At 37.0% G+C, this 19256-nt stretch carries 16 protein-coding genes and 1 pseudogene; 8 read left to right on the top strand and 9 right to left on the bottom strand.

Annotated features, from left to right (window positions below):
• Nucleotides 1–24 precede the first annotated feature (24 nt).
• The 3 genes from ahpF to HMPREF2961_RS08645 form a co-directional block, all read right to left on the bottom strand.
• A complete protein-coding gene (ahpF, locus tag HMPREF2961_RS08635) occupies nt 25–1554 on the bottom strand; it encodes an alkyl hydroperoxide reductase subunit F (protein ID WP_070704574.1) in 1530 nt (509 codons plus the stop codon).
• A 9-nt stretch (nt 1555–1563) separates the two neighbouring features.
• Nucleotides 1564–2127, bottom strand: a complete 564-nt coding sequence (gene ahpC, locus HMPREF2961_RS08640) for an alkyl hydroperoxide reductase subunit C (RefSeq protein WP_002314981.1) — start codon at nt 2125–2127, stop codon at nt 1564–1566.
• A 144-nt stretch (nt 2128–2271) separates the two neighbouring features.
• Complete coding sequence (locus HMPREF2961_RS08645; protein WP_002316279.1) at nt 2272–2931, bottom strand: GntR family transcriptional regulator; 660 nt, start codon at nt 2929–2931, stop codon at nt 2272–2274.
• A 183-nt stretch (nt 2932–3114) separates the two neighbouring features.
• Between HMPREF2961_RS08645 and HMPREF2961_RS08650 the strand changes: the two genes are divergently transcribed.
• A complete protein-coding gene (locus HMPREF2961_RS08650; RefSeq protein WP_070704577.1) occupies nt 3115–4752 on the top strand; it encodes a mannitol dehydrogenase family protein in 1638 nt (545 codons plus the stop codon).
• Nucleotides 4752–5837, top strand: coding sequence for a mannonate dehydratase (uxuA, locus tag HMPREF2961_RS08655; RefSeq protein ID WP_070704582.1), 1086 nt, complete (start codon nt 4752–4754; stop codon nt 5835–5837). The genes HMPREF2961_RS08650 and uxuA overlap by 1 nt, the downstream gene beginning before the upstream one ends.
• A 110-nt stretch (nt 5838–5947) precedes the next feature.
• Here uxuA and HMPREF2961_RS08660 read toward each other — a convergent pair.
• A pseudogene (locus tag HMPREF2961_RS08660) lies at nt 5948–7500 on the bottom strand (helix-turn-helix domain-containing protein).
• A gap of 147 nt (nt 7501–7647) precedes the next feature.
• On the opposite strand from HMPREF2961_RS08660, the gene HMPREF2961_RS08670 reads away from it, so the two are divergent.
• Complete coding sequence (locus HMPREF2961_RS08670; protein ID WP_002319950.1) at nt 7648–8745, top strand: LPXTG cell wall anchor domain-containing protein; 1098 nt, start codon at nt 7648–7650, stop codon at nt 8743–8745.
• Nucleotides 8746–8879: 134 nt separating this feature from the next.
• On the opposite strand, the gene HMPREF2961_RS08675 is transcribed toward HMPREF2961_RS08670, so the two are convergent.
• The 5 genes from HMPREF2961_RS08675 to HMPREF2961_RS08695 all read right to left on the bottom strand — a co-directional run bounded on the left by HMPREF2961_RS08675 (nt 8880) and on the right by HMPREF2961_RS08695 (nt 12537).
• Nucleotides 8880–9917, bottom strand: a complete 1038-nt coding sequence (locus HMPREF2961_RS08675) for an AI-2E family transporter (RefSeq protein ID WP_002319949.1) — start codon at nt 9915–9917, stop codon at nt 8880–8882.
• A gap of 149 nt (nt 9918–10066) precedes the next feature.
• Entirely contained in the window at nt 10067–10507 is a 441-nt protein-coding gene (locus HMPREF2961_RS08680; protein ID WP_002290718.1) for a MarR family winged helix-turn-helix transcriptional regulator, read from the bottom strand.
• A gap of 56 nt (nt 10508–10563) precedes the next feature.
• Nucleotides 10564–10974: an organic hydroperoxide resistance protein gene (locus HMPREF2961_RS08685; protein ID WP_002290719.1), complete on the bottom strand. Its 411-nt coding sequence runs from the start codon at nt 10972–10974 to the stop codon at nt 10564–10566.
• A gap of 176 nt (nt 10975–11150) precedes the next feature.
• Nucleotides 11151–11585: a VOC family protein gene (locus HMPREF2961_RS08690; protein ID WP_002314985.1), complete on the bottom strand. Its 435-nt coding sequence runs from the start codon at nt 11583–11585 to the stop codon at nt 11151–11153.
• 103 nt (nt 11586–11688) lie between these two features.
• Nucleotides 11689–12537, bottom strand: a complete 849-nt coding sequence (locus HMPREF2961_RS08695; RefSeq protein ID WP_002314986.1) for a YitT family protein — start codon at nt 12535–12537, stop codon at nt 11689–11691.
• Nucleotides 12538–12944: 407 nt separating this feature from the next.
• Between HMPREF2961_RS08695 and HMPREF2961_RS08700 the strand changes: the two genes are divergently transcribed.
• From HMPREF2961_RS08700 to HMPREF2961_RS08720, 5 genes are all read left to right on the top strand, one after another.
• A complete protein-coding gene (locus tag HMPREF2961_RS08700; RefSeq protein ID WP_002314987.1) occupies nt 12945–14711 on the top strand; it encodes a glycoside hydrolase family 13 protein in 1767 nt (588 codons plus the stop codon).
• A gap of 101 nt (nt 14712–14812) precedes the next feature.
• Nucleotides 14813–16072, top strand: a complete 1260-nt coding sequence (locus HMPREF2961_RS08705) for an extracellular solute-binding protein (RefSeq protein ID WP_002306680.1) — start codon at nt 14813–14815, stop codon at nt 16070–16072.
• A 147-nt stretch (nt 16073–16219) separates the two neighbouring features.
• Nucleotides 16220–17521, top strand: coding sequence for a carbohydrate ABC transporter permease (locus HMPREF2961_RS08710; RefSeq protein ID WP_002290728.1), 1302 nt, complete (start codon nt 16220–16222; stop codon nt 17519–17521).
• A 3-nt stretch (nt 17522–17524) separates the two neighbouring features.
• A complete protein-coding gene (locus HMPREF2961_RS08715) occupies nt 17525–18376 on the top strand; it encodes a sugar ABC transporter permease (RefSeq protein WP_002290731.1) in 852 nt (283 codons plus the stop codon).
• 12 nt (nt 18377–18388) lie between these two features.
• Nucleotides 18389–19204: a maltodextrose utilization protein MalA gene (locus HMPREF2961_RS08720; protein WP_002309215.1), complete on the top strand. Its 816-nt coding sequence runs from the start codon at nt 18389–18391 to the stop codon at nt 19202–19204.
• The last annotated feature ends 52 nt before the right edge of the window (nt 19205–19256 follow it).

Here is a 19256-nt window from a genome sequence, read left to right on the forward strand (position 1 = left end):
TGTCTTTTGTACAATCTTTATAGTTCAAGTGCGCATCAGATAATCGAATGCTCCTAAAGCTGCAGTAGCTCCTGAACCCATTGAAACGATGATTTGTTTGTATGGACTATCTGTACAATCACCAGCTGCGAAAACGCCGGGGATATTCGTTGCGCCATTTTTCTCGGTCACTATTTCATTTCTTGGATTCATTTCGATCGTTCCATCTAGCCAATCCGTATTAGGGAGTAAGCCGACTAGAATGAATACTCCTGAAACAGCTAGTGTATGCATCTCCATCGTACGGCGATCGATATAGGAGAGAGATTCTACCTGATTCGTACCGCTGATTTCTTTCGTCGCTGCATGTTTGATAACAGTGACATTCGCAAGAGAGACTAGTTTATCCTGTAAGATTTGATCTGCTTTTAATTCTGGTAAGAATTCTAGAACATATACATGTTTTGCTAACCCAGCCAAATCAATTGCTGCTTCAACACCAGAATTACCACCGCCGATAACAGCAATCTCTTTTCCTTTAAATAGAGGACCGTCACAGTGTGGACAATAAGCAATTCCTTTATTTTTAAACTCTTTTTCGCCCGGTACATTGATAGAACGCCAGTGCGCACCTGTCGCAATAATTGCAGTTTTTGCTTGAAGTGATATACCGTTAGCCAAGCCGATATTGATAAAATCTTGCTCTTTATTTAAGGAAACAGCCTCTTGATTGATCATAATATCGATAGGGTAACTACGCACATGATTTTCTACTTGCTGCATTAATTTTGGCCCTTCTGTGTAAAGGGTACCAATCATGTTTTCAATTCCCAGTGTTTCAACGACTTGTCCACCGAAGGAGTCAGCAACAATCCCTGTGCGGATTCCTTTACGTGCTGCATAGATAGCTGCACTACTAGCTGCTGGTCCGCCACCGACCACTAATACATCATAAGGTTTTTTTTCAAATAATTCTTCTTCAACCAAAGGACCAGTGATTTTTTCAACGATTTGTTCGATCGTCATGCGTCCGCTACTAAATTCTTCACCATTTAAAAACACTGTTGGCACTGCCATGATTTGTTTATCATCAATTTCTTTTTGGAACATACCGCCTTCAATCATCGTATGAGTAATATTTGGATTTAATACAGCTAATATATTCAATGCCTGTACAACGTCCGGGCAATTGTGACAAGTCAAGCTAACATAACTGTCAAAATGCAGCTTTTGTTTGATTTGTTTGATTTTGAGACTCAAAGACTCACTGATTTTTGGTGCCCGTCCACTAATTTGTAACAGTGCTAGTAAAAAAGAAGCAAATTCATGACCGAGGGGGATACCAGCAAAAATAATTCCACTTTCTTTGCCAAGAGGGCTGATAGAAAAACTAGGTGTCCGCATCAACTCTTTTTTTTCCCAAGAGATTTTAGGAGACATTTCTGATATTTCCTTCGTAAATTCTGCTAATTTTTGACTATTTTCACTAGTATCCAAACTAACAGAAAAAACAATAGGAGATTCAATCAGTGCTAAATATTGTTCGAGGTTTTGTTTAGTTTCTTTATCTAACATGTCGACCACCTAAATTTTTCCAACAAGATCAAAACTTGGTTTCAATGTTTCGCCACTTTCTTTCCATTTTGCCGGACAAACTTCACCTGGGTGGGTACGTACATATTGAGCAGCCCGTATCTTATCAATCAGTGCACTAGCATCACGGCCAATTCCATCTGCATTGATTTCCATAGCTTGAACGATGCCGTCTGGATCAATAATAAATGTTCCTCGTTGAGCTAATCCTTGTTCTTCATCCAACACATCAAAAATACGAGAAATCCGATGCGAAGGATCGCCAATCATCGTGTATTCGATTTTACCGATAGCATCTGATGTATCATGCCATGCTTTGTGAGTAAAATGGGTATCTGTAGAGCAAGAAAAGACTTCAACACCCAAAGATTTCAAGGTGCTGTATTGTTCTTGTAAGTCTTCTAGTTCAGTGGGGCAAACAAAAGTGAAATCTGCTGGGTAGAAACATAGGATGCTCCAATTCCCCATAAGGTCTTTCTCGCTAATTTCTAAAAATTCTCCTTGATGATAAGCTTGAACGTTAAATTCTTCGATTTTTTTCCCAATCAATGACATAGTAAAACCTCCAATAATAATTATTTATTTATAATGATTGTAATTTAGTTGGAGTTAGAAAGTCAATGAATATTTTGTTATTTAATAAAGATTACTCAAAAACGCTGGTTAATTATAAAATGGAAGAGGCATAAGAAAATACAACTACTTGAAATACTCAGGATAACGTTGAGTGACAGTTTCTTGTTCTTTCAGCATCATGTGCAAGTGCAATCCCGTTTGAAAACGAGCTTCTTCTGGTTTTTTATCGACTAATGCTCTGAATAAATCTTCATGTTGTTCCATGATCGTTTCCCATGGAAGCCCTTGTATGGTCACTCTTAACCAACGAAAACGTTCTAAATGGGTATTGTGGTCATCTAACCAGTTCCAAACTTCTTTTCTGCCGGCAATTTCGAAACAAGCTTCATGAAATAAATTATCTGCACGAAAAAACGCACGTTCATCCTTTATTTGGGCTGCTTTTTCTTGTTCTTTTAAAATCGTTTCTAACACTATTCGTGTTTGATGGTCCAATTTAGAACAGCATTCAATCATGATTTGCTGTTCTAATTGTTCTCGAACAAATCGAGCATTTTCTGCAGAATAGAGATTGATTCTTGAAACATACGTACCACTTTGAGGAACTGTGTACACGAGTTCTTGCTGACGTAGTTGAATCAATGCTTCGCGAATGGGGGTCCGGCCGATAGAAAGATGTTCCTCCAGCGCTTTTTCAGATATTTTTCTTCCAGGTTCTAGGTCCGCATAGATGATTTGTTTACGAATCGCTTGGTAAGCTTGAGATTGCAAGCTACTTTTCATTTTTATACCTCCAAAATCATTTCTATGAACGTAGTATAACAGAAGAGATCTGAAAAACAATCTGATATGTCACTTTAACTCGTAGATTTGTACAAATAGTAAAATTTTGATTGACATAGCGGTTTTTATTGCATAAAATTCATTTGAAGACAAAAACTGATATGTTAGTTTAGGAGGGGAAAAATGATTGATTTAAACAACTGGGAGAACTTTATTCCTGAATTATCTCAAAAAGAAGTAGAAATACCTCATTTTGACCGTGCATCATTAAGAGAAACTGGACAAAGAAATCCTGTCTGGATCCATTTTGGTGGCGGAAATCTTTATCGAGGATTTCATGCAGAAATCGCTCAATGTTTAGCGGATCAAGGCGAATTGCCCACTGGTGTCATTGTTTGTGAAACATTCGATGAAGAAATAATTGAAAAGGCTTACCTAGTTTTTGATGATTTGGTTCTTGAAGTGGTCATGCCAAGCAGTGGAAAATTTATCAAACGTGTATTAGCTGCGACAGCTGACAGTCTGTATTGTCATCCAGATTGTTCGGAACACTTTGCTAAGATGATTGGTCACTTTGAAAATCCGAGTTTACAATTAGTTACTTTTGCTATTACTGAAAAAGGTTATCGATTGAAAGATACAAGTAATAAATATATAGGACCGATTGCAGTTGATATAAAAAATGGTCCGAAAAAGCCATCACATACGATGAGTATTCTTGCTGCACTACTTTATAGACGGTTTTTATCGGGAGCTTGGCCGATTGCACTTGTCTCTACAGATAATTTTTCACAAAACGGCAGTCAATTACGTACTTCGTTGCTAGCGATCGCAAAAGAATGGCAAAAGGAAGGTTATGTACCAGAAACATTTATCCAATACTTATCGAATGAAGAAATCGTTGCGTTTCCATGGACAATGATTGATCGTATCACTCCGAATCCTTCCATATCAGTTAGCAGAATGTTGGCAGAAGAAGGCTTTTTAAATATGTCGATCTTGCAAACCGCAAAGGGAACCAATATTGCGCCATTCGTCAATACAGAAGATATCCATTATTTAATCATGGAAGATCATTTTCCAAACGGACGTCCGAGATTCGAAAAAGCTGGAGTGTTCTTGACTGATCGTGCAACGGTAGATAAAGCAGATACGATGAAAGTGACGACTTGTCTTAATCCTTTGCATACGGCTTTAGCTATTATGGGTTGTTTACTGGGTTATAGGAGTATAGCTGAAGAGATGAAAGATCCAGATTTGTCACTGTTAGTTTCTGAAATCGGGTACAATGAAGGTCCTCCAGTCGTAGAATCGCCTGGAATCATTGATCCAAAGACCTTTCTTGAAGAAGTAGTCACTGTGCGATTTTCTAATCCAAATATTCCTGACATGCCTCAGCGAATCGCCACGGATACCTCTCAAAAGGTGGCGATTCGTTACGGTGAGACGATTAAAAAATATATGGAAATAGAAAATAAGGACCCGCAGACTCTTGTGTTCATCCCATTGATTCTCGCTGCTTGGCTTCGATACCTTATTGGCCTTGATGATCAAGGAAAACCATTCACACCGAGTCCAGATCCTTTGCTGGTGGAACTTCAGCACAGGCTTTCTGATATTCAATTGGGTACGCAAGATACCTCACATATCCAAGAGAAAATTGTTCCTATTTTGTCAAATAAAGAAATTTTTGGTGTAGATCTTTATCAAGCTGAGATTGGCAGAAAAATAGAAGGAATGTTCATCAAAATGTTGGCAGGACCCAATGCCGTACGAAAAACATTACAGAATTACTTACAAGAACATGGAAGAACTTTATAATGGAAATGACTTTTAGATGGTACGGTTCACAAGAGGAAAAGATTGCTTTAGATGAAATCAGACAAATACCTGCAGTCAAAGGTATTGTAGGCACATTGATGGATATACCAGTAGGAGAAGTGTGGCCTAGGGAACGGATCAAAGAATTAAAAGAAGAAATTGAGTCTCGTGGAGTGACACTAAAGGTTATCGAAAGCGTCAATGTGCATGATGCCATTAAAATTGGTTTACCATCCCGTGAGCAGTATATCGAAAACTATAAGCAGACGATTCGAAACTTGGCAGAATATGGAATAGAAGTCATCTGCTATAATTTTATGCCTGTATTTGATTGGGTCAAATCTGATCTTGATTACCGCTTAGAAGATGGCTCATCTACGTTAGCTTTTATATCCGCTGATATTCCAGCTGATCCAAAAGAAATCGTCGAACGCATCGAACAGTCCAGCAATGAATTCGAGTTGCCGGGGTGGGAACCTGAACGCTTAGCTCATATCAAATCTTTGCTTGAAGCGTATGCATCAATAGACGAAGAAAAACTTCGAGAAAATTTTGCTTATTTTCTTCAATCAATCATCCCGACATGTGAAGAGGTAGGGGTCAAAATGGCTGTACACCCAGATGACCCGCCGTACTCGATTTTTGGATTACCTCGAATCGTAAAGAATCGAGAAGACCTAGATTGGTTGTGCCGAGTAGTAGACAGTCCTTCTAACGGAATCACTCTTTGTACAGGAAGTATTGCAGAAGATCCAGAAAATGATGTGTATGAAATTTTAGCAGAATTTTGCCAAAGAGACCGGATCCCATTTGCTCACGTTCGAAATATCAAGTTTTTAGATAATCGAGATTTCTATGAGGCACCGCATAAATCAGAATACGGTTCATTAGACATGTACCGTATACTAAAAACAATGTATGACAACGGATTTGACGGATACATCCGCCCTGATCATGGCAGAATGATTTGGAATGAGACAGGAAGACCAGGATATGGCTTATATGATCGAGCATTAGGTGCGGTATATCTAAATGGATTATGGGAAGCAATTGAAAAAGGAAACGAACGTAAAGAAAACCAGTAAATAATTTATAATTTTATTATGTAAAAGAAAAAGATATTCAAATTTTTGTGACATAAATCCGTATGCTTTTCAACAGTATACGGATTTATGTCACTTCTTTGGTCTAGGAACTAGAGGTTATCTTGATTTTCTTTTTCCGATTGGTTCATAAGAGCCTCTTCTTTTAATTCAAAAATATATTCTGAAATCCTCATAATCACTTTTTTCCAATCTTCTGGTGTGATGATTCCCTTTAAAATATATATTTTTTGATGTGGGAAGGCAACTGTTTCAAAGGGCAGTCACTGATAACGATGTTACAGTTCTCCATAAAATCGTTTTGTATTTTGATCGATTCATTTGAAAAAATTTGTTCTATCTTAACAATCAAATCTTTACTGATATAAAAATCACGCGTATAGTTCACACCAATCACGATCAGCGGTTGTTTTTTGTAACGATCATATAAATGTACTAGATCTTCGACCATCCATAGCACATTTTCTTTTTCTAAAATATCTGGCAGCATATGTTGATTTTGTTCTCTGAAATCCATGTAAAATCGTTCAATAGCTGTTTGGATTTCTTTCAATACGTTATGCTCTTGATAAAGCATAAAAGTAGGAAGGGGCGTATTTGGTTGATTGAAGTTAAGAAATCCATTATAAAGTTTATTTCGTGCGAACGCCAACGAGTAAAGAATCTTTTCTTTTTCAGGCATAAACAAATCAAATACAGTACAAAAGGATTCCACCATTTTTCTTGAATAAAGAACATGAGGAACATTTGCTTTTCTTAAAAGTTCGTATTGCTCCAAACTTGTTTTTTCTGATTCGATTTTCGTGATAGAGAGCCGAGCTAAAATATTCACTAGGATGCGTTGTTCGCGACAAATTGGCAGATTGGGACGCAAAATATCGACAGAGGGATCAATAAAAAAGTCAATATATTCATACTCCTCAAACTCTCTTTGCACACCTTTCACAGAAGTAGCCGGAAAATTCTCTTTACATATTTTCAACAGCAAATATAATTTATCCATCATACCGCTATTCAGTCGGTCAAGTACCTCTTTTTTAAAAAAAGTATTCATCATAAAAGCAACTACCTGTGGTTCTTCATCATAAAAATCTGTAGCAGTACTTGAAAAGATATTCCAATAAATATCTAATGCTGCATATTGGATTTGTACTTCTTTTCCAGAAAAGGACTTTCTTCCATTATTAGAAAAGGAGACAGACAAACCATACAATGCTAAAAATGCATTGATTTTTTTCATTTTCGTATACAGATAAGAGGCACTATAGTTCGTTTGCTGACTTAAACTGATAATCGAATTTGTCTGACAACTGAACTAAGAAGTCAAGATCTCATAACTGACCGATTCGTTGCAGTACCTTCCAAATAGACGATAGTAGCAATAAGCCGGATCAATTCCTTCAAAATTCAACTTCAAAAAAGGTTTTTGTTTATCAATATGCAATTCTGTTAGATTTAGACGCTCAAAATCTTGTTCTAATTCTTTGATGTATAATAGAAAATTTGATTCAGACATATGGAAATGATCTGCTAAATATTGTGTAGTAATAAAGAAACGATGTTCAGACAGGAAAAGAAAAATATCTAATTTTGTATTGCTTTTTTTCTTTAAAAGATACGTTTTTATCGCTTCTTGGGTTTGCATGAAGGGCGCTCCTTTTTACTTAAATTGTTAAAACTTGAAAATATTACTGTTTTTTTCATGAATCTAGACAAAAAGACAGTAAACATATAGGCACAATCTCTACTATCTTATTTCTTGCATACAAAAAAATCAAGGAGTGAGAGAGTTATGAGATATCCAACCATCTTAATCTCAACATTTACAGCCTTAAGCTTATCGCTTACTATAAATCAGACAGTGCATACAGAGGAGATAGGAACAGCAAATTGGGCAGAAACCAAATGGGCCAATGTTAATCGAATTACTTTCCAAGATGAATTTTCTTCCTTCAATTCAGGTGTCACAAAATTGAAAAAAGGACAAACAGCGACCATCAAAGCAACAGTTGATTATTCGGGAGACTTAGCACCGATACGACAATCAGCTGTTACATTTGAGAATGTTGACCCTGCTTTATTGATCAGTTACGACGAGAATACTTTGTCTATCCAACACAAGCAAGCAACATTTACTTTCACCGTCACATTAAATCAGGACTTGCTAAAACCAGCACTGTTTACTGTCAAAGTAGCAGATGGCTTACCGAACGATCTTCATTATTTGACGCCGTATAGTCAACGGCAGACAGTTGAGCAAGATTCAGCAATCGACTCAGGAGGAGGAGATCTTGTTGGGGAACCAACGGATAAACCAGAAAATGAAAACAAGCCTGATATACCGCCTACAGAAAATCCAGACGGAGAACAGCAACCGGAAATAGAATCTGGTGAAGAGCCTGATACAGAAATGAAGCCGGAGCCAGACAATGAATCAAAACCTGAAACAACTCCCGAAGAAAAACCAGGCACAGATAATGAAACCGAGAATCCAGAGAAACCAGATGTGACTCCAGAACCACCAAATAGGGTTCCTGAAGAAAAGCCAGATGTGTCCCCAGAAATGCCAGAAAAAACACCTGAAACAAATATAACGGCAAAAGAGATAAGCACCCAAAAGGATGAAAAGAAAGAGAGTCAAAAAATAGATACAACCATTCAACAAATAAATAAAGAGAAGCAGAATACACAAACACAACGATTTGATAACCCTCACCCAGCTGAGACTTTAAAAAGTAGCAAAGATACAATCCTTGCTAGTCCTGATACGAAAAATAAACAGCTGCCAAAATCTGGAGAAGCACAAAATAAAGTCATACTGTGGAGCGGAATCATTCTATTAGGCATAACAATGATGTTTTCTGTAAAAAGATTTAAACAAAATAGATGACACTGACATTTGAAGAATGTCGGAGAACACATTTTTACAAACGAAAAAGTAATATTAATAAAACGACCCTGAATAGCAGATTCTAAATCTGATATTTAGGGTCGTTCTAATTTTTATCTTTCTTCATTTTTAATTTAAAGGAGATCTGTTTCTCTTGGTGAATGATTCGGAATCTTTTTCACTTTCAGCACATCTAAAAAGAAGGTGAAGATCGGAATGCCGACAATCAATCCCCAAACGCCAAAGAATCGTTCACTAACAAGCAAGACCACGAATGTATAAAAAATCGGCAAGTCTGTTTTGCTAGACATTAATTTTGGGTTCAGTACATAAGATTCGATCAGATGTACAACCAAAATCGTCATCAGGATGTAAACAACATCTCTGATTCCTCCTTGTGAATAAGCAATGAAAGATAGAGGAATACAAGAAATAATAACGCCTGCTACTGGGATCAGACTTAGAATGAATATCATAATTGCTAAGCTCAGCAGTTGGTGAAAGCCAAATGCGGCCAAGGCAATAGTTGTGAGCAGGGTGTTTAAAAGAGCAATAATAAATTGAGCTTCTAATACTAAACCAAATGTATTGACAAACTTATCGGCGAAATAATATAGATCTTGAAAGAACCAAGAAAACTCACTTTTTAGAAATAACCGTGAGAAAAAAATCGTTTTTTGCTTTTCAATCATAAAAAAGAAACTTAAGATGAACGACATAGCGAACGCCACTGCCAGTTTTCCTATATCTTGTAAATAGCCAAGCGCAATTGACGCGCCATTTTGAAGCTGTTCAAAGAAATCGTTCCGCTCGATATAATTGTGGATGTACTGTAAAACTGGATCTGCATCTTTTGGTTGATGCTCGTAAAAATCAATAACAGATTGGATCATATCGAATGTTTGATGAATAAGCATCGGGATATACTTTGTGAATGCCAGATAGATAAGATAAACGATCAATGTATAAATCATGATGGCTAAAATACCTGTAGGGATTCGGACAAATCGCTGAATGATTTGAACAAGGTGGATCATCAAGTAAGTAAAGATAAATGTGAGTAAAATGGTTGTAATCATACTTCTTACTAAGAAAAGTACAAAAATGACAGATAATAAAACAGTGAGGCGGCGTATTTTTTCATTCGCCAAAAAACGCTGATAAACGGACAATTTGACAACCTCCAAATAACAAAAATAAACACGTTATTCATTATATGATGGAATACGAAAATAAGAAAGGGAAAGAGCAAAAAGAAAAACCGCTAAATGACGTTATCTTATGAGTTGGTTTTCCTCATAAAATCGTTCATCTAGCAGTTTCAGCCCTTTTTCTGGTCTTGATGAAAATTATCTAGCATTTTTCGGGTCAGATGTTGCAGTGTATCCAATTCTTCCTGTTCAAGCGGAAGATAAGACTTGATCTTTTGTGGAATACCTTCTGCTTGTTTTTGCAACGCAACTCCTTGAGAAGTGAGCGTAACATTTACGATTCTTTCGTCATCCGTTTCACGCTGACGCTTGATATAATTTTTTTCTGCTAACTTCTTCAGTAAGGGGGTTAGCGTACCAGAATCCAGACACAAATCATTTCCTAGCTCTTTCACTGTAGTCTTTTTCTTTTCCCATAAAACTAGCATCACAAGATACTGGGTATAGGTAAGATCCAGCGGTTTGAGAAGGGGAGTGTAGTGCCTGATGATCTCCTTAGAGGCGGCATATAAAGGAAAACATACTTGATTAGCTAAATATAGATCTTCCATTTTTCCACCTCCGCTGTTTCACTATAGTGTATCATAGCGGATTTACACAAAAAAGTCTATTCACTAACAGCTTTCAGAGTAACTTCGATATTTCCAGCTGTCGCTTTTGAATAAGGGCACACTTTATGTGCAGCTTCTAATAATTCTTGGGTTTCTTCTAGAGAAAGGCCTTCGATAGATCCTTCAATCTCTACGCCTAAGACAAAGCTCATTTCACTTTCGGAATAAAGAGAAACTTGTGCGCTGACAGTAGAAGCGCCAGAAATATTTTTTTGTTGTTTAATCAACTCCAATGCACTGTTGAAACAGGCACTGAAACCAGCTGCAAACAATTGTTCAGGATTTGTTGCGTTTTCAACACGTTTACCAGGAGCTGCAATATTTAATTCGAATGTGTGATCAGGATTATGGACTTCTCCAGAACGTCCGCCTGTGTTGATCATTTTTGTAGAATACATTTTTTTCATAAGATTACCACCTTTTATTATATTTGATGCAATTAGATTGTACACAATTTAATTATAAAAAGCAAAGAAATTGATTATTCAAGAAAAAAGAGAAAGCACATGGAACAAACTTGCTTCCTCTAATAAGAATATTTACAAAAAAATATCAGTGACAAGAACTAATCCCATCATAAACTTTACATATATTTTTCAAAAAGTTGTTTTCTTTCTTCAAAACTTACTTCACGATGAACCTGATGAAGCATCCATAAATAACCAAAAGGATCCCTGAACATCGAATTGGTCACACCAAAGTCCATCATTTCTGTCATTTCTTGGATCTCTACACAGCCATTTCGTAATGCTTTATTATGTGTGTCCTTAATGTCAGAGACGATGATATTGAACCAGATCGTATTTGGATGTTCAGCAGTAGGGGCAGTCAGACCAATGGGCGGATTGTCATCCAGCATATGGAACCGCGTGCCATACAAGGAAAAAATGACTTCATTATTGCCTCTAGGATACTCTGTTGCCTCAATCAGTTCTATTTCATCAAAGATCGTTTGATAAAGTTTTAGAGCTTTCAAACTATCATTTAATACAAAATCGATTTCTGTTCCTTTATGCATAAAATTCTCCTCTCTTTTTCAATCGAACATTTACTTACTTCTTCTATTATTATACCAGTTAAAGAAAACGCATTCAAAATAATAGGGTTGATTACTTACCAACTCATTCGATTGGATGATAAGTAAATCCGCGTCCCATTACTTCTGCTACGCTGTTGACAATGACAAAGGCGCTTGGATCAATTTCTTCTATCAGAGGTTTCATTCGAGAGAATTCATGATCGGTCACAACGATCAATAACACTTCTTTTGACTTTCGGTTATAGCCGCCTTTTGCCTCCAGCAAGGTAAGCCCGCGTCCGATTTCAGCACTTAAGCGAAGGCGAATGTCTTCCAAAGAATGTTCGCTCATAACCATGACGGATTTCTTCCGATTGATCCCTGTTTCGATATAGGTCATGACGATTGAAGTGATTGCAATAGATAAGATAGCGTAAAGAAATTCTTCTATTCCAAAAACAAACAGATTGAGAGAAACGACGAAAGCATCTGTAAGAAACAGGCCGATCGAAGTGTTCAAGTGGAAATATTTTTTAAAAATGAGGGGAGGGATCGTCGTGCCACCACTGGAAGAGTTATTTTTATATAAGATGGCCACTCCTAAAGCAAAAATCGCACTTCCAAAAATGACAGATAACAACCGATCTGAAGTAATCATCATCTCTGGTACTACCGCGATGATCAAAGGAAAAACTAAGCTTCCAAAAAGCACTTTGAAAAAAGGTTTTTTACCTAAAAACAGAAGAGCTAGCACTAACATAGCGATATTCAATACTAAAATGACTATAGCACGGTCAAAACCGAAAGCAGCTTCCAGTAATATTCCTAGTCCGCTGACACCACCAGCAGCGATATGATGAGGCCCTAAAAACATATTTATAGCGACTCCTAATATAAAGAGGGCAAAAATAATTTTGGCATATGTCCATATATATTGTCTTGTTTCTTTCATTTATCCACTTCCTTTAGTTGATTAATAGTATTCTTATCTTATTATAACTTATTTTTCACTATAAGTTAACTTCGTTTAATAAAAAAATTAGGCTTGGCTAATTTAGGAAACTCATCTTATCTGAAATCACTCGATCAAACAAAAACTCTTAAAAAACTTTTTCGATTAGGAAGATCGAATATAGAGAGCAGAGAAACAGATAAACTAAGATAATTATAGAACTCGAAATAGGTAGAAAATAGATTCAAAAACTTTTAAAAGTTTTTGAATCTATCTGTTGAATTCGCTTAAAAAGTAATAGAAAAGTGCCAAAAAAACTGTTACCGATAACATTTTTGAAAACGTTGTCTTTTCTATCTCTATCACTTATAGTGAGGACGTAATATTAAATCGCAAGGAGGAAATCAATGGACACAGCTGCAATTTATCATCGACCGGAAAGTGAATATGCATTTCTATATACGAATACAAAATTCCGTATCCGGCTTCGTACTCGGAAGAATGATATCAAAAAAGTATATGTGTTAAGCGGAGATCCGTATACCATAACAACTGAAAAATGGTATCAAAAAGAACGACCAATTAAAAAGTGTTTAAGTACAAATGTTCATGATTATTGGGAAGTTGAATTGACAAGTGAAACAAGACGATTACAATATGCGTTCCATGTTATTGGAGAAGACAGCACGGATTGTTTCTATGGTGATCAAGGTGTTTTTCCTTATCGAAAAAATGTGATTGTTGAACCAAATTTTTATTTTCGAATGCCTTATTTCCATCAAATTGATCGCTTCGTTGTACCAGAATGGGTGAAAGAAACAGTATGGTATCAAATTTTTCCTGAAAGATTTGCAAATGGGGATAAAGCAAATGATCCCGATCATACTTTGGCTTGGGGAAGCAAAGATCCAGATCGTGAAGATTTCTTTGGCGGGGATTTACAAGGTGTGATGGATCATCTGGATTATTTGACAGACCTGGGTATCAACGGAATATACTTTTGTCCCATATTTAAAGCTACATCCAATCACAAGTACGACACGATCGACTATTATGAAGTCGATCCCGCGTTTGGAGATAAAAAACTTTTAAAAAATTTAATTGATGAAGCACATAAAAGAGGGATACGTATCATGTTTGATGCTGTATTCAATCATATGGGAATCCATTCGCCCCAATGGCAAGATGTACTCGAAAACGGAGAAAAATCAATCTATAAAGACTGGTTCCATATCCGCTTTTTCCCAGTAGATTCCTATCAGATGACTGATGTGCCAGAAACTGCTGAAAATATCCCATATGATACTTTTGCTTTTACTCCATTCATGCCCAAACTAAATACAGCAAATCCAGAGGTTCAAAAATATTTATTAGATATTGCCACCTATTGGATAAAAGAATTCGATATTGATGGATGGCGACTAGATGTTGCTAATGAAGTGGATCATCATTTTTGGAAAAAATTTAGAGAAGAAGTTACAGTCATCAAACCTGATATCTATATCCTGGGAGAGATCTGGCATTCCTCACAGGCCTGGCTGCAAGGGGATGAATTCCACGCAGTAATGAATTACGCATTTACAGATTCAATTAAAGATTATTTTGCAAAAAAGAAAATTACAGCTTCGCAAATGGTCAGTGGAATGAATCATCAGCAAATGCTTTACAGAGATCAGGTGAACGAAGGGACATTTAACTTATTAGATTCTCATGATACTGCAAGGATCTTAACTCTTTGTAATGGGAACAAGGAATTGATGAAATCTGTGATGACTTTTATGTTTCTTCAAAAAGGATCTCCATGTATCTATTATGGGACAGAAGTAGGGATGACTGGTGGAGAAGACCCGGATTGTCGAAAATGTATGGTCTGGGAAAAAGAAAAACAAGATCTAGAACTGTTTGGTTTTATAAAAGAACTCGTTTCTCTTAGGAAACAGTTGTCTAAGATTCTTTCTGAAGGGGCTACCCAATGGTTAATAGTAAATGATCGTGAAGATAAGCTCTATTTTGTACGTGAACTAGAGGGGCAGATTATCCATATTTACTTCAATCAGTCAGCAGAACCTTGGATAGTAGAACAGGAAAATGAGGTTATTCTTAGTCAAAATTGTCAGTTATTAGAAGATGGGAAAGCAGAGATACAGCAATACGGATTTTTGATTATGTGTTGAAAACTGTTACCGGTAACAGAAAGAAAGCGTTTGCAAATAAAGATTTGTGCCCATTATAATAGTGGTGTAACAGCACGTTGAATACACAGGAGGAAATGAAGATGAAAAAAAGAAGCGCGAAAAAGTTAGGTTTAGGGTTAGTCTCTTTAGGAATCTTAGGCGGATTAGCGGCTTGTGGCAATGGTAATTCTTCAGCAGAAGGGGAAGCGGAAGAAGGGAAAACGTTAACAGTCTCCGTTGATTCTGGATATAAAGATTATATAAACGAAATAAAAGATACATTCGAAAAAGAAAACGATGTGAAGATCAAGCTGGTAGAAAAGGACATGTTCGATCAGTTAGAATCATTAGCGTTAGATGGGCCTGCTGGAAAGGGACCTGACGTTATGATGGCAGCATATGACCGGATCGGTGCGTTAGGACAGCAAGGACATCTGGCGGAAGTAAAACTGGGAAATGAATCAGCTTACGATGAAACAGACAAAGCCCAAGTGACTTATGATGGAAAAATCTATGGAGAACCTGCAGTAATCGAGACCCTTGTTTTGTACTATAACAAAGATTTAGTCGATACAGCACCAGCGACGTTTAAAGATTTGGAAAATCTATCCAAAGACAGTCGTTTTGCTTTTGAGTCAGAAGCAGGAAAAAATACAGGATTTTTAGCTAAATGGACTGACTTTTATTATTCTTATGGTTTGATTGCAGGTTACGGTGGCTATGTATTCGGTGATGATGGTACAGATCCTTCTGATATCGGTTTGAATAATGCAGGTGCTGTAGAAGGAATTTCTTATGCAACAGATTGGTTCCAAAATGTTTGGCCTAAGGGAATGCAAGACATAAAAAGTGCAGGAGACTTCGCCAGCCAGCAATTCATGTCCAACAAAACTGCAGCAATTATTGACGGCCCATGGCAAGCGCAAACATACAAAGAAAACAATATCAATTATGGTGTTGCAAAAATTCCTACTCTAAACAATGGACAGCCTTATCAACCATTTGGCGGAGGAAAAGGATGGGTAGTCAGCAATTATGCTAAAAATAAAGATCTCTCTCAAAAATGGCTCGATTATGTAACGAATCAGGAGAATCAAGAGAAATTCTTTGAAATGGTAAATGAAATCCCTGCAAATCAACAAGCTCGGGAAACAGCCAAGGCTAAAAACGATGAATTAACAACAGCTGTGATCGAACAATATGAAACAGCTCAAGCAATGCCAAACATCCCAGAAATGGGTGAAGTTTGGACAGGTGCAGAAAACTTGATGTTCGATGCAGCATCAGGTTCAAAAACACCAAAAGAATCCGCAGATGAAGCAGTGAAAACAATCAGTGAAGCCATAGAACAAAAATACTGATTAAAATGATAACCGTCCATTTTTATAAAAAAATGGAACAGGTGCTTCAGATAGAGGTGGCAAGAGCGAGATGGAAAATTATCTTGTTCTTGTTGCCATTATCTTAAAAGTAGTTTGCGGTTTAGCAAGTTTAGAGGGGGCATTCAGATGCAGCAAGATAAAACAAGCCAGATCAACGAAAAAAAAATCACGCTTTGTTCACTTATTCCGGGTATGGGGCAGTTTGTAAATGGCCAAACTTTTAAAGGTATCGTTTTTTTCGCAATATTCGTCCTATTCATTGGTCAGATGTTCTTGGGCGGATTTCATGCATTGATAGGATTGGTTACTTTGGGAAGTATACCAATGGAAGATCATTCATTATTTATTTTGATTGAAGGCACTTTGCAATTCATCATTACAATCATTTTCTTGATTTTTTACGCTTTGAATCTTCTAGACGCCTATCGAGTAGCAAGGATGCGTAAAGAAGGGAAAAAAATCAATCGAACGATGAAGGAAGTCATACATAATATAGGTGATGAAGGTTTTCCTTATCTATTGACACTTCCCGCGTATCTTCTCATGATTTTTACCATCATTTTCCCAGTCTTAGTCACATTATTTACTGCATTTACCAATTATGACTTTAATCATATTCCACCAGCCAGTTTGATTGATTGGGTAGGGGCTAAAAACTTTTTTAGCATCTTCTTCTTGAGTTCATATCGCAATACTTTTTTTGCAGTCTTTTCATGGACCGTAATCTGGACGTTATGTGCAACAACTTTACAAATCACCCTTGGTATTCTCACAGCGGTTGTTGCTCACCAAAAATTTATTAAATTTAAACGTATTTTCGGTATCATTTTCTTATTACCGTGGGCGGTCCCAGCGTTTATTACTATCATGAGTTTTTCGAATATATTCAACGATAGCGTAGGTGCCATCAATACTCAAGTTATTCCTTTCATAAACCAGCTTCCATTTGTAGATATCAGTGCAATCTCTTGGAAAACGGACCCGAACTGGACTAAAGTGGCAATCATCTTAGTTCAAGGATGGTTAGGATTTCCCTATATCTATGTAATGGTTACAGGGATTTTACAGTCGATTTCTGAAGATTTGTATGAAGCAGCAAAAATCGATGGAGCAAATGCTTGGCAACGTTTCTCAAATATCACACTGCCAGCTGTATTTCTAGTTGCGGCACCAACGTTTATTACCCAATATACTGGGAATTTCAATAATTTTTCTATGATCTACCTATTTAACAATGGAGGGCCCGGAAGCGTGGGTGGAGGAGCTGGTTCTACAGATATCCTGATTTCATGGATTTATAAACTTACGACTGGAACTTCTCCACAGTATTCTATGGCTTCAGCCATTACGTTGATTATCTCCATCATTGTTATCTGCGTATCTTTGCTAGTGTTCAAAAAGACAAATGCGTTCAATATGGGGGATTAAACAATGAAAAAATTTCATTCGAGTGCACGATTCCAAAAACGGCTTTCTCACTTTTTTACTTACTTTTTTCTTTTACTGTTATCAGTCATTATTATCTATCCACTTTTGATCACAGCAAGTACTGCCTTCAAGTCAGGAAACATTGCGGCTTTCAGTTTGGATTTTTCAAGCGACTGGACTTTAGGGAATTTCACGCGGCTGTTCAGTGAAACACTTTACGGGACGTGGTATAAAAATACGTTAATCATCTCTGTCCTAACGATGATCGTACAAGTAACTGTAGTAACTTTAGCTGGTTATACGTATAGCCGTTATCGTTTTATCGGCCGCAAATCAAGTTTGATGTTCTTTTTAGTGATTCAGATGGTACCGACTATGGCAGCATTGACTGCCTTTTATGTCATGGCTTTCTTATTAGAGGCACTAGATAAGTATTGGTTCTTGACGATGATTTATATAGGCGGTGGGATTCCAATGAATACTTGGCTGATGAAAGGATACTTTGACACAGTACCAATAGATTTAGATGAATCTGCTAAACTTGATGGGGCAGGGCATTTCAGGATTTTTTTCCAGATTGTATTACCTCTTGTCAAACCAATGCTCGCCGTTCAAGCATTATGGGCATTCATGGGACCTTTTGGCGACTTCATGCTAGCGAAGTTCCTGCTCCGAACACCTGAAAATCAGACTGTTGCTGTCGGCCTGCAAACATTTATTTCTGACGTGACAAATCAAAGGGTCTCCCTCTTTGCTGCTGGAGCAATTTTGATTGCTTTACCGATTTGTCTATTATTCTTCTTTTTACAAAAGAACTTTGTAACCGGCCTGACATCTGGCGGGACAAAAGGATAGGAGCAGAGGATCATGCAAACATTTCCGTTAAATTATTTTTCCACTTTACGTACGCCAACTCAAGTGTTTGCGGGACGCAAACTATTATCATGGCCCAAATTTTTCTTGATATTTGTATTTTTAGTTTCCTTGATGGTCATGCCTGTGACTCTTTTTTATGCCAATCAGATCCAAGGGATTCCATTAGAACAATTTCTATCCGTTCATTCGTTGATCGATGAACAAGGAACCAAAAAATTTTCTGAACTTGAATTATCTGAAACTGGGTTACAATCATCGCAACAAACGATAGCTGTGACCCCTGAAATTTTGGTAGGTGTGTCTTTATCTGAGAAACAACAATCCGATCATGGAACTTTTATTGATTTTGAGAAGGAACAATGGGTGATCCAACAAAAGGATAAATCTGGTATACGCCGCTATACGATGAATTATAGTCCATCTTTCCAACCGGATTCTGTACGTACGCCGGAAGATTTCCAACGATTTTTAGAAAGAGAATTTTATGCCAGTAATCGTCCAACAATCATTTTATCTTATAGTTTAAGTCTTGGTCTTGTCCTATTTATCATGACGAGTCTCATTTTATTCGGTGCTTCCTTTTTCTTGTGGATGACAAGAAAAAGCCAACTCTCATCCATTCATACATTCAAAGAGAGTGCAAATTTGATGCTGAATGTGATGGGGATAGGATCCATGGTAGCAGCAGTTGTAGGGTTTATCCACTTTGACTTTATCTTGATGCTAAGTGTCCAAACAATGATAACTGTCTTGCTGCTTTTATGGGTTTTTGCTAAGACAAAATTCAAAGATAAGCGTGTCGAATGACAAGTTTAAGTGATTTGTGCGACAATGAATGTGAAAAAAATGAAAAATAAAG

The sequence above is a fragment of the Enterococcus sp. HMSC076E04 genome, assembly GCF_001814285.1.
In the GTDB taxonomy this organism is placed as follows: domain Bacteria; phylum Bacillota; class Bacilli; order Lactobacillales; family Enterococcaceae; genus Enterococcus_B; species Enterococcus_B lactis.

Excerpts from the sequence above, each read along its gene's own strand:
- HMPREF2961_RS08720 (WP_002309215.1), top strand. The coding sequence starts at position 18,389 with ATGCAAACATTTCCGTTAAATTATTTTTCCACTTTACGTACGCCAACT.
- HMPREF2961_RS08705 (WP_002306680.1), top strand. The coding sequence starts at position 14,813 with ATGAAAAAAAGAAGCGCGAAAAAGTTAGGTTTAGGGTTAGTCTCTTTA.
- ahpC (WP_002314981.1), bottom strand. The coding sequence starts at position 2,127 with ATGTCATTGATTGGGAAAAAAATCGAAGAATTTAACGTTCAAGCTTAT.
- ahpF (WP_070704574.1), bottom strand. The coding sequence starts at position 1,554 with ATGTTAGATAAAGAAACTAAACAAAACCTCGAACAATATTTAGCACTG.
- HMPREF2961_RS08670 (WP_002319950.1), top strand. The coding sequence starts at position 7,648 with ATGAGATATCCAACCATCTTAATCTCAACATTTACAGCCTTAAGCTTA.
- HMPREF2961_RS08710 (WP_002290728.1), top strand. The coding sequence starts at position 16,220 with ATGCAGCAAGATAAAACAAGCCAGATCAACGAAAAAAAAATCACGCTT.
- HMPREF2961_RS08680 (WP_002290718.1), bottom strand. The coding sequence starts at position 10,507 with ATGGAAGATCTATATTTAGCTAATCAAGTATGTTTTCCTTTATATGCC.
- HMPREF2961_RS08715 (WP_002290731.1), top strand. The coding sequence starts at position 17,525 with ATGAAAAAATTTCATTCGAGTGCACGATTCCAAAAACGGCTTTCTCAC.
- HMPREF2961_RS08700 (WP_002314987.1), top strand. The coding sequence starts at position 12,945 with ATGGACACAGCTGCAATTTATCATCGACCGGAAAGTGAATATGCATTT.
- HMPREF2961_RS08650 (WP_070704577.1), top strand. The coding sequence starts at position 3,115 with ATGATTGATTTAAACAACTGGGAGAACTTTATTCCTGAATTATCTCAA.
- uxuA (WP_070704582.1), top strand. The coding sequence starts at position 4,752 with ATGGAAATGACTTTTAGATGGTACGGTTCACAAGAGGAAAAGATTGCT.
- HMPREF2961_RS08645 (WP_002316279.1), bottom strand. The coding sequence starts at position 2,931 with ATGAAAAGTAGCTTGCAATCTCAAGCTTACCAAGCGATTCGTAAACAA.
- HMPREF2961_RS08690 (WP_002314985.1), bottom strand. The coding sequence starts at position 11,585 with ATGCATAAAGGAACAGAAATCGATTTTGTATTAAATGATAGTTTGAAA.
- HMPREF2961_RS08695 (WP_002314986.1), bottom strand. The coding sequence starts at position 12,537 with ATGAAAGAAACAAGACAATATATATGGACATATGCCAAAATTATTTTT.
- HMPREF2961_RS08685 (WP_002290719.1), bottom strand. The coding sequence starts at position 10,974 with ATGAAAAAAATGTATTCTACAAAAATGATCAACACAGGCGGACGTTCT.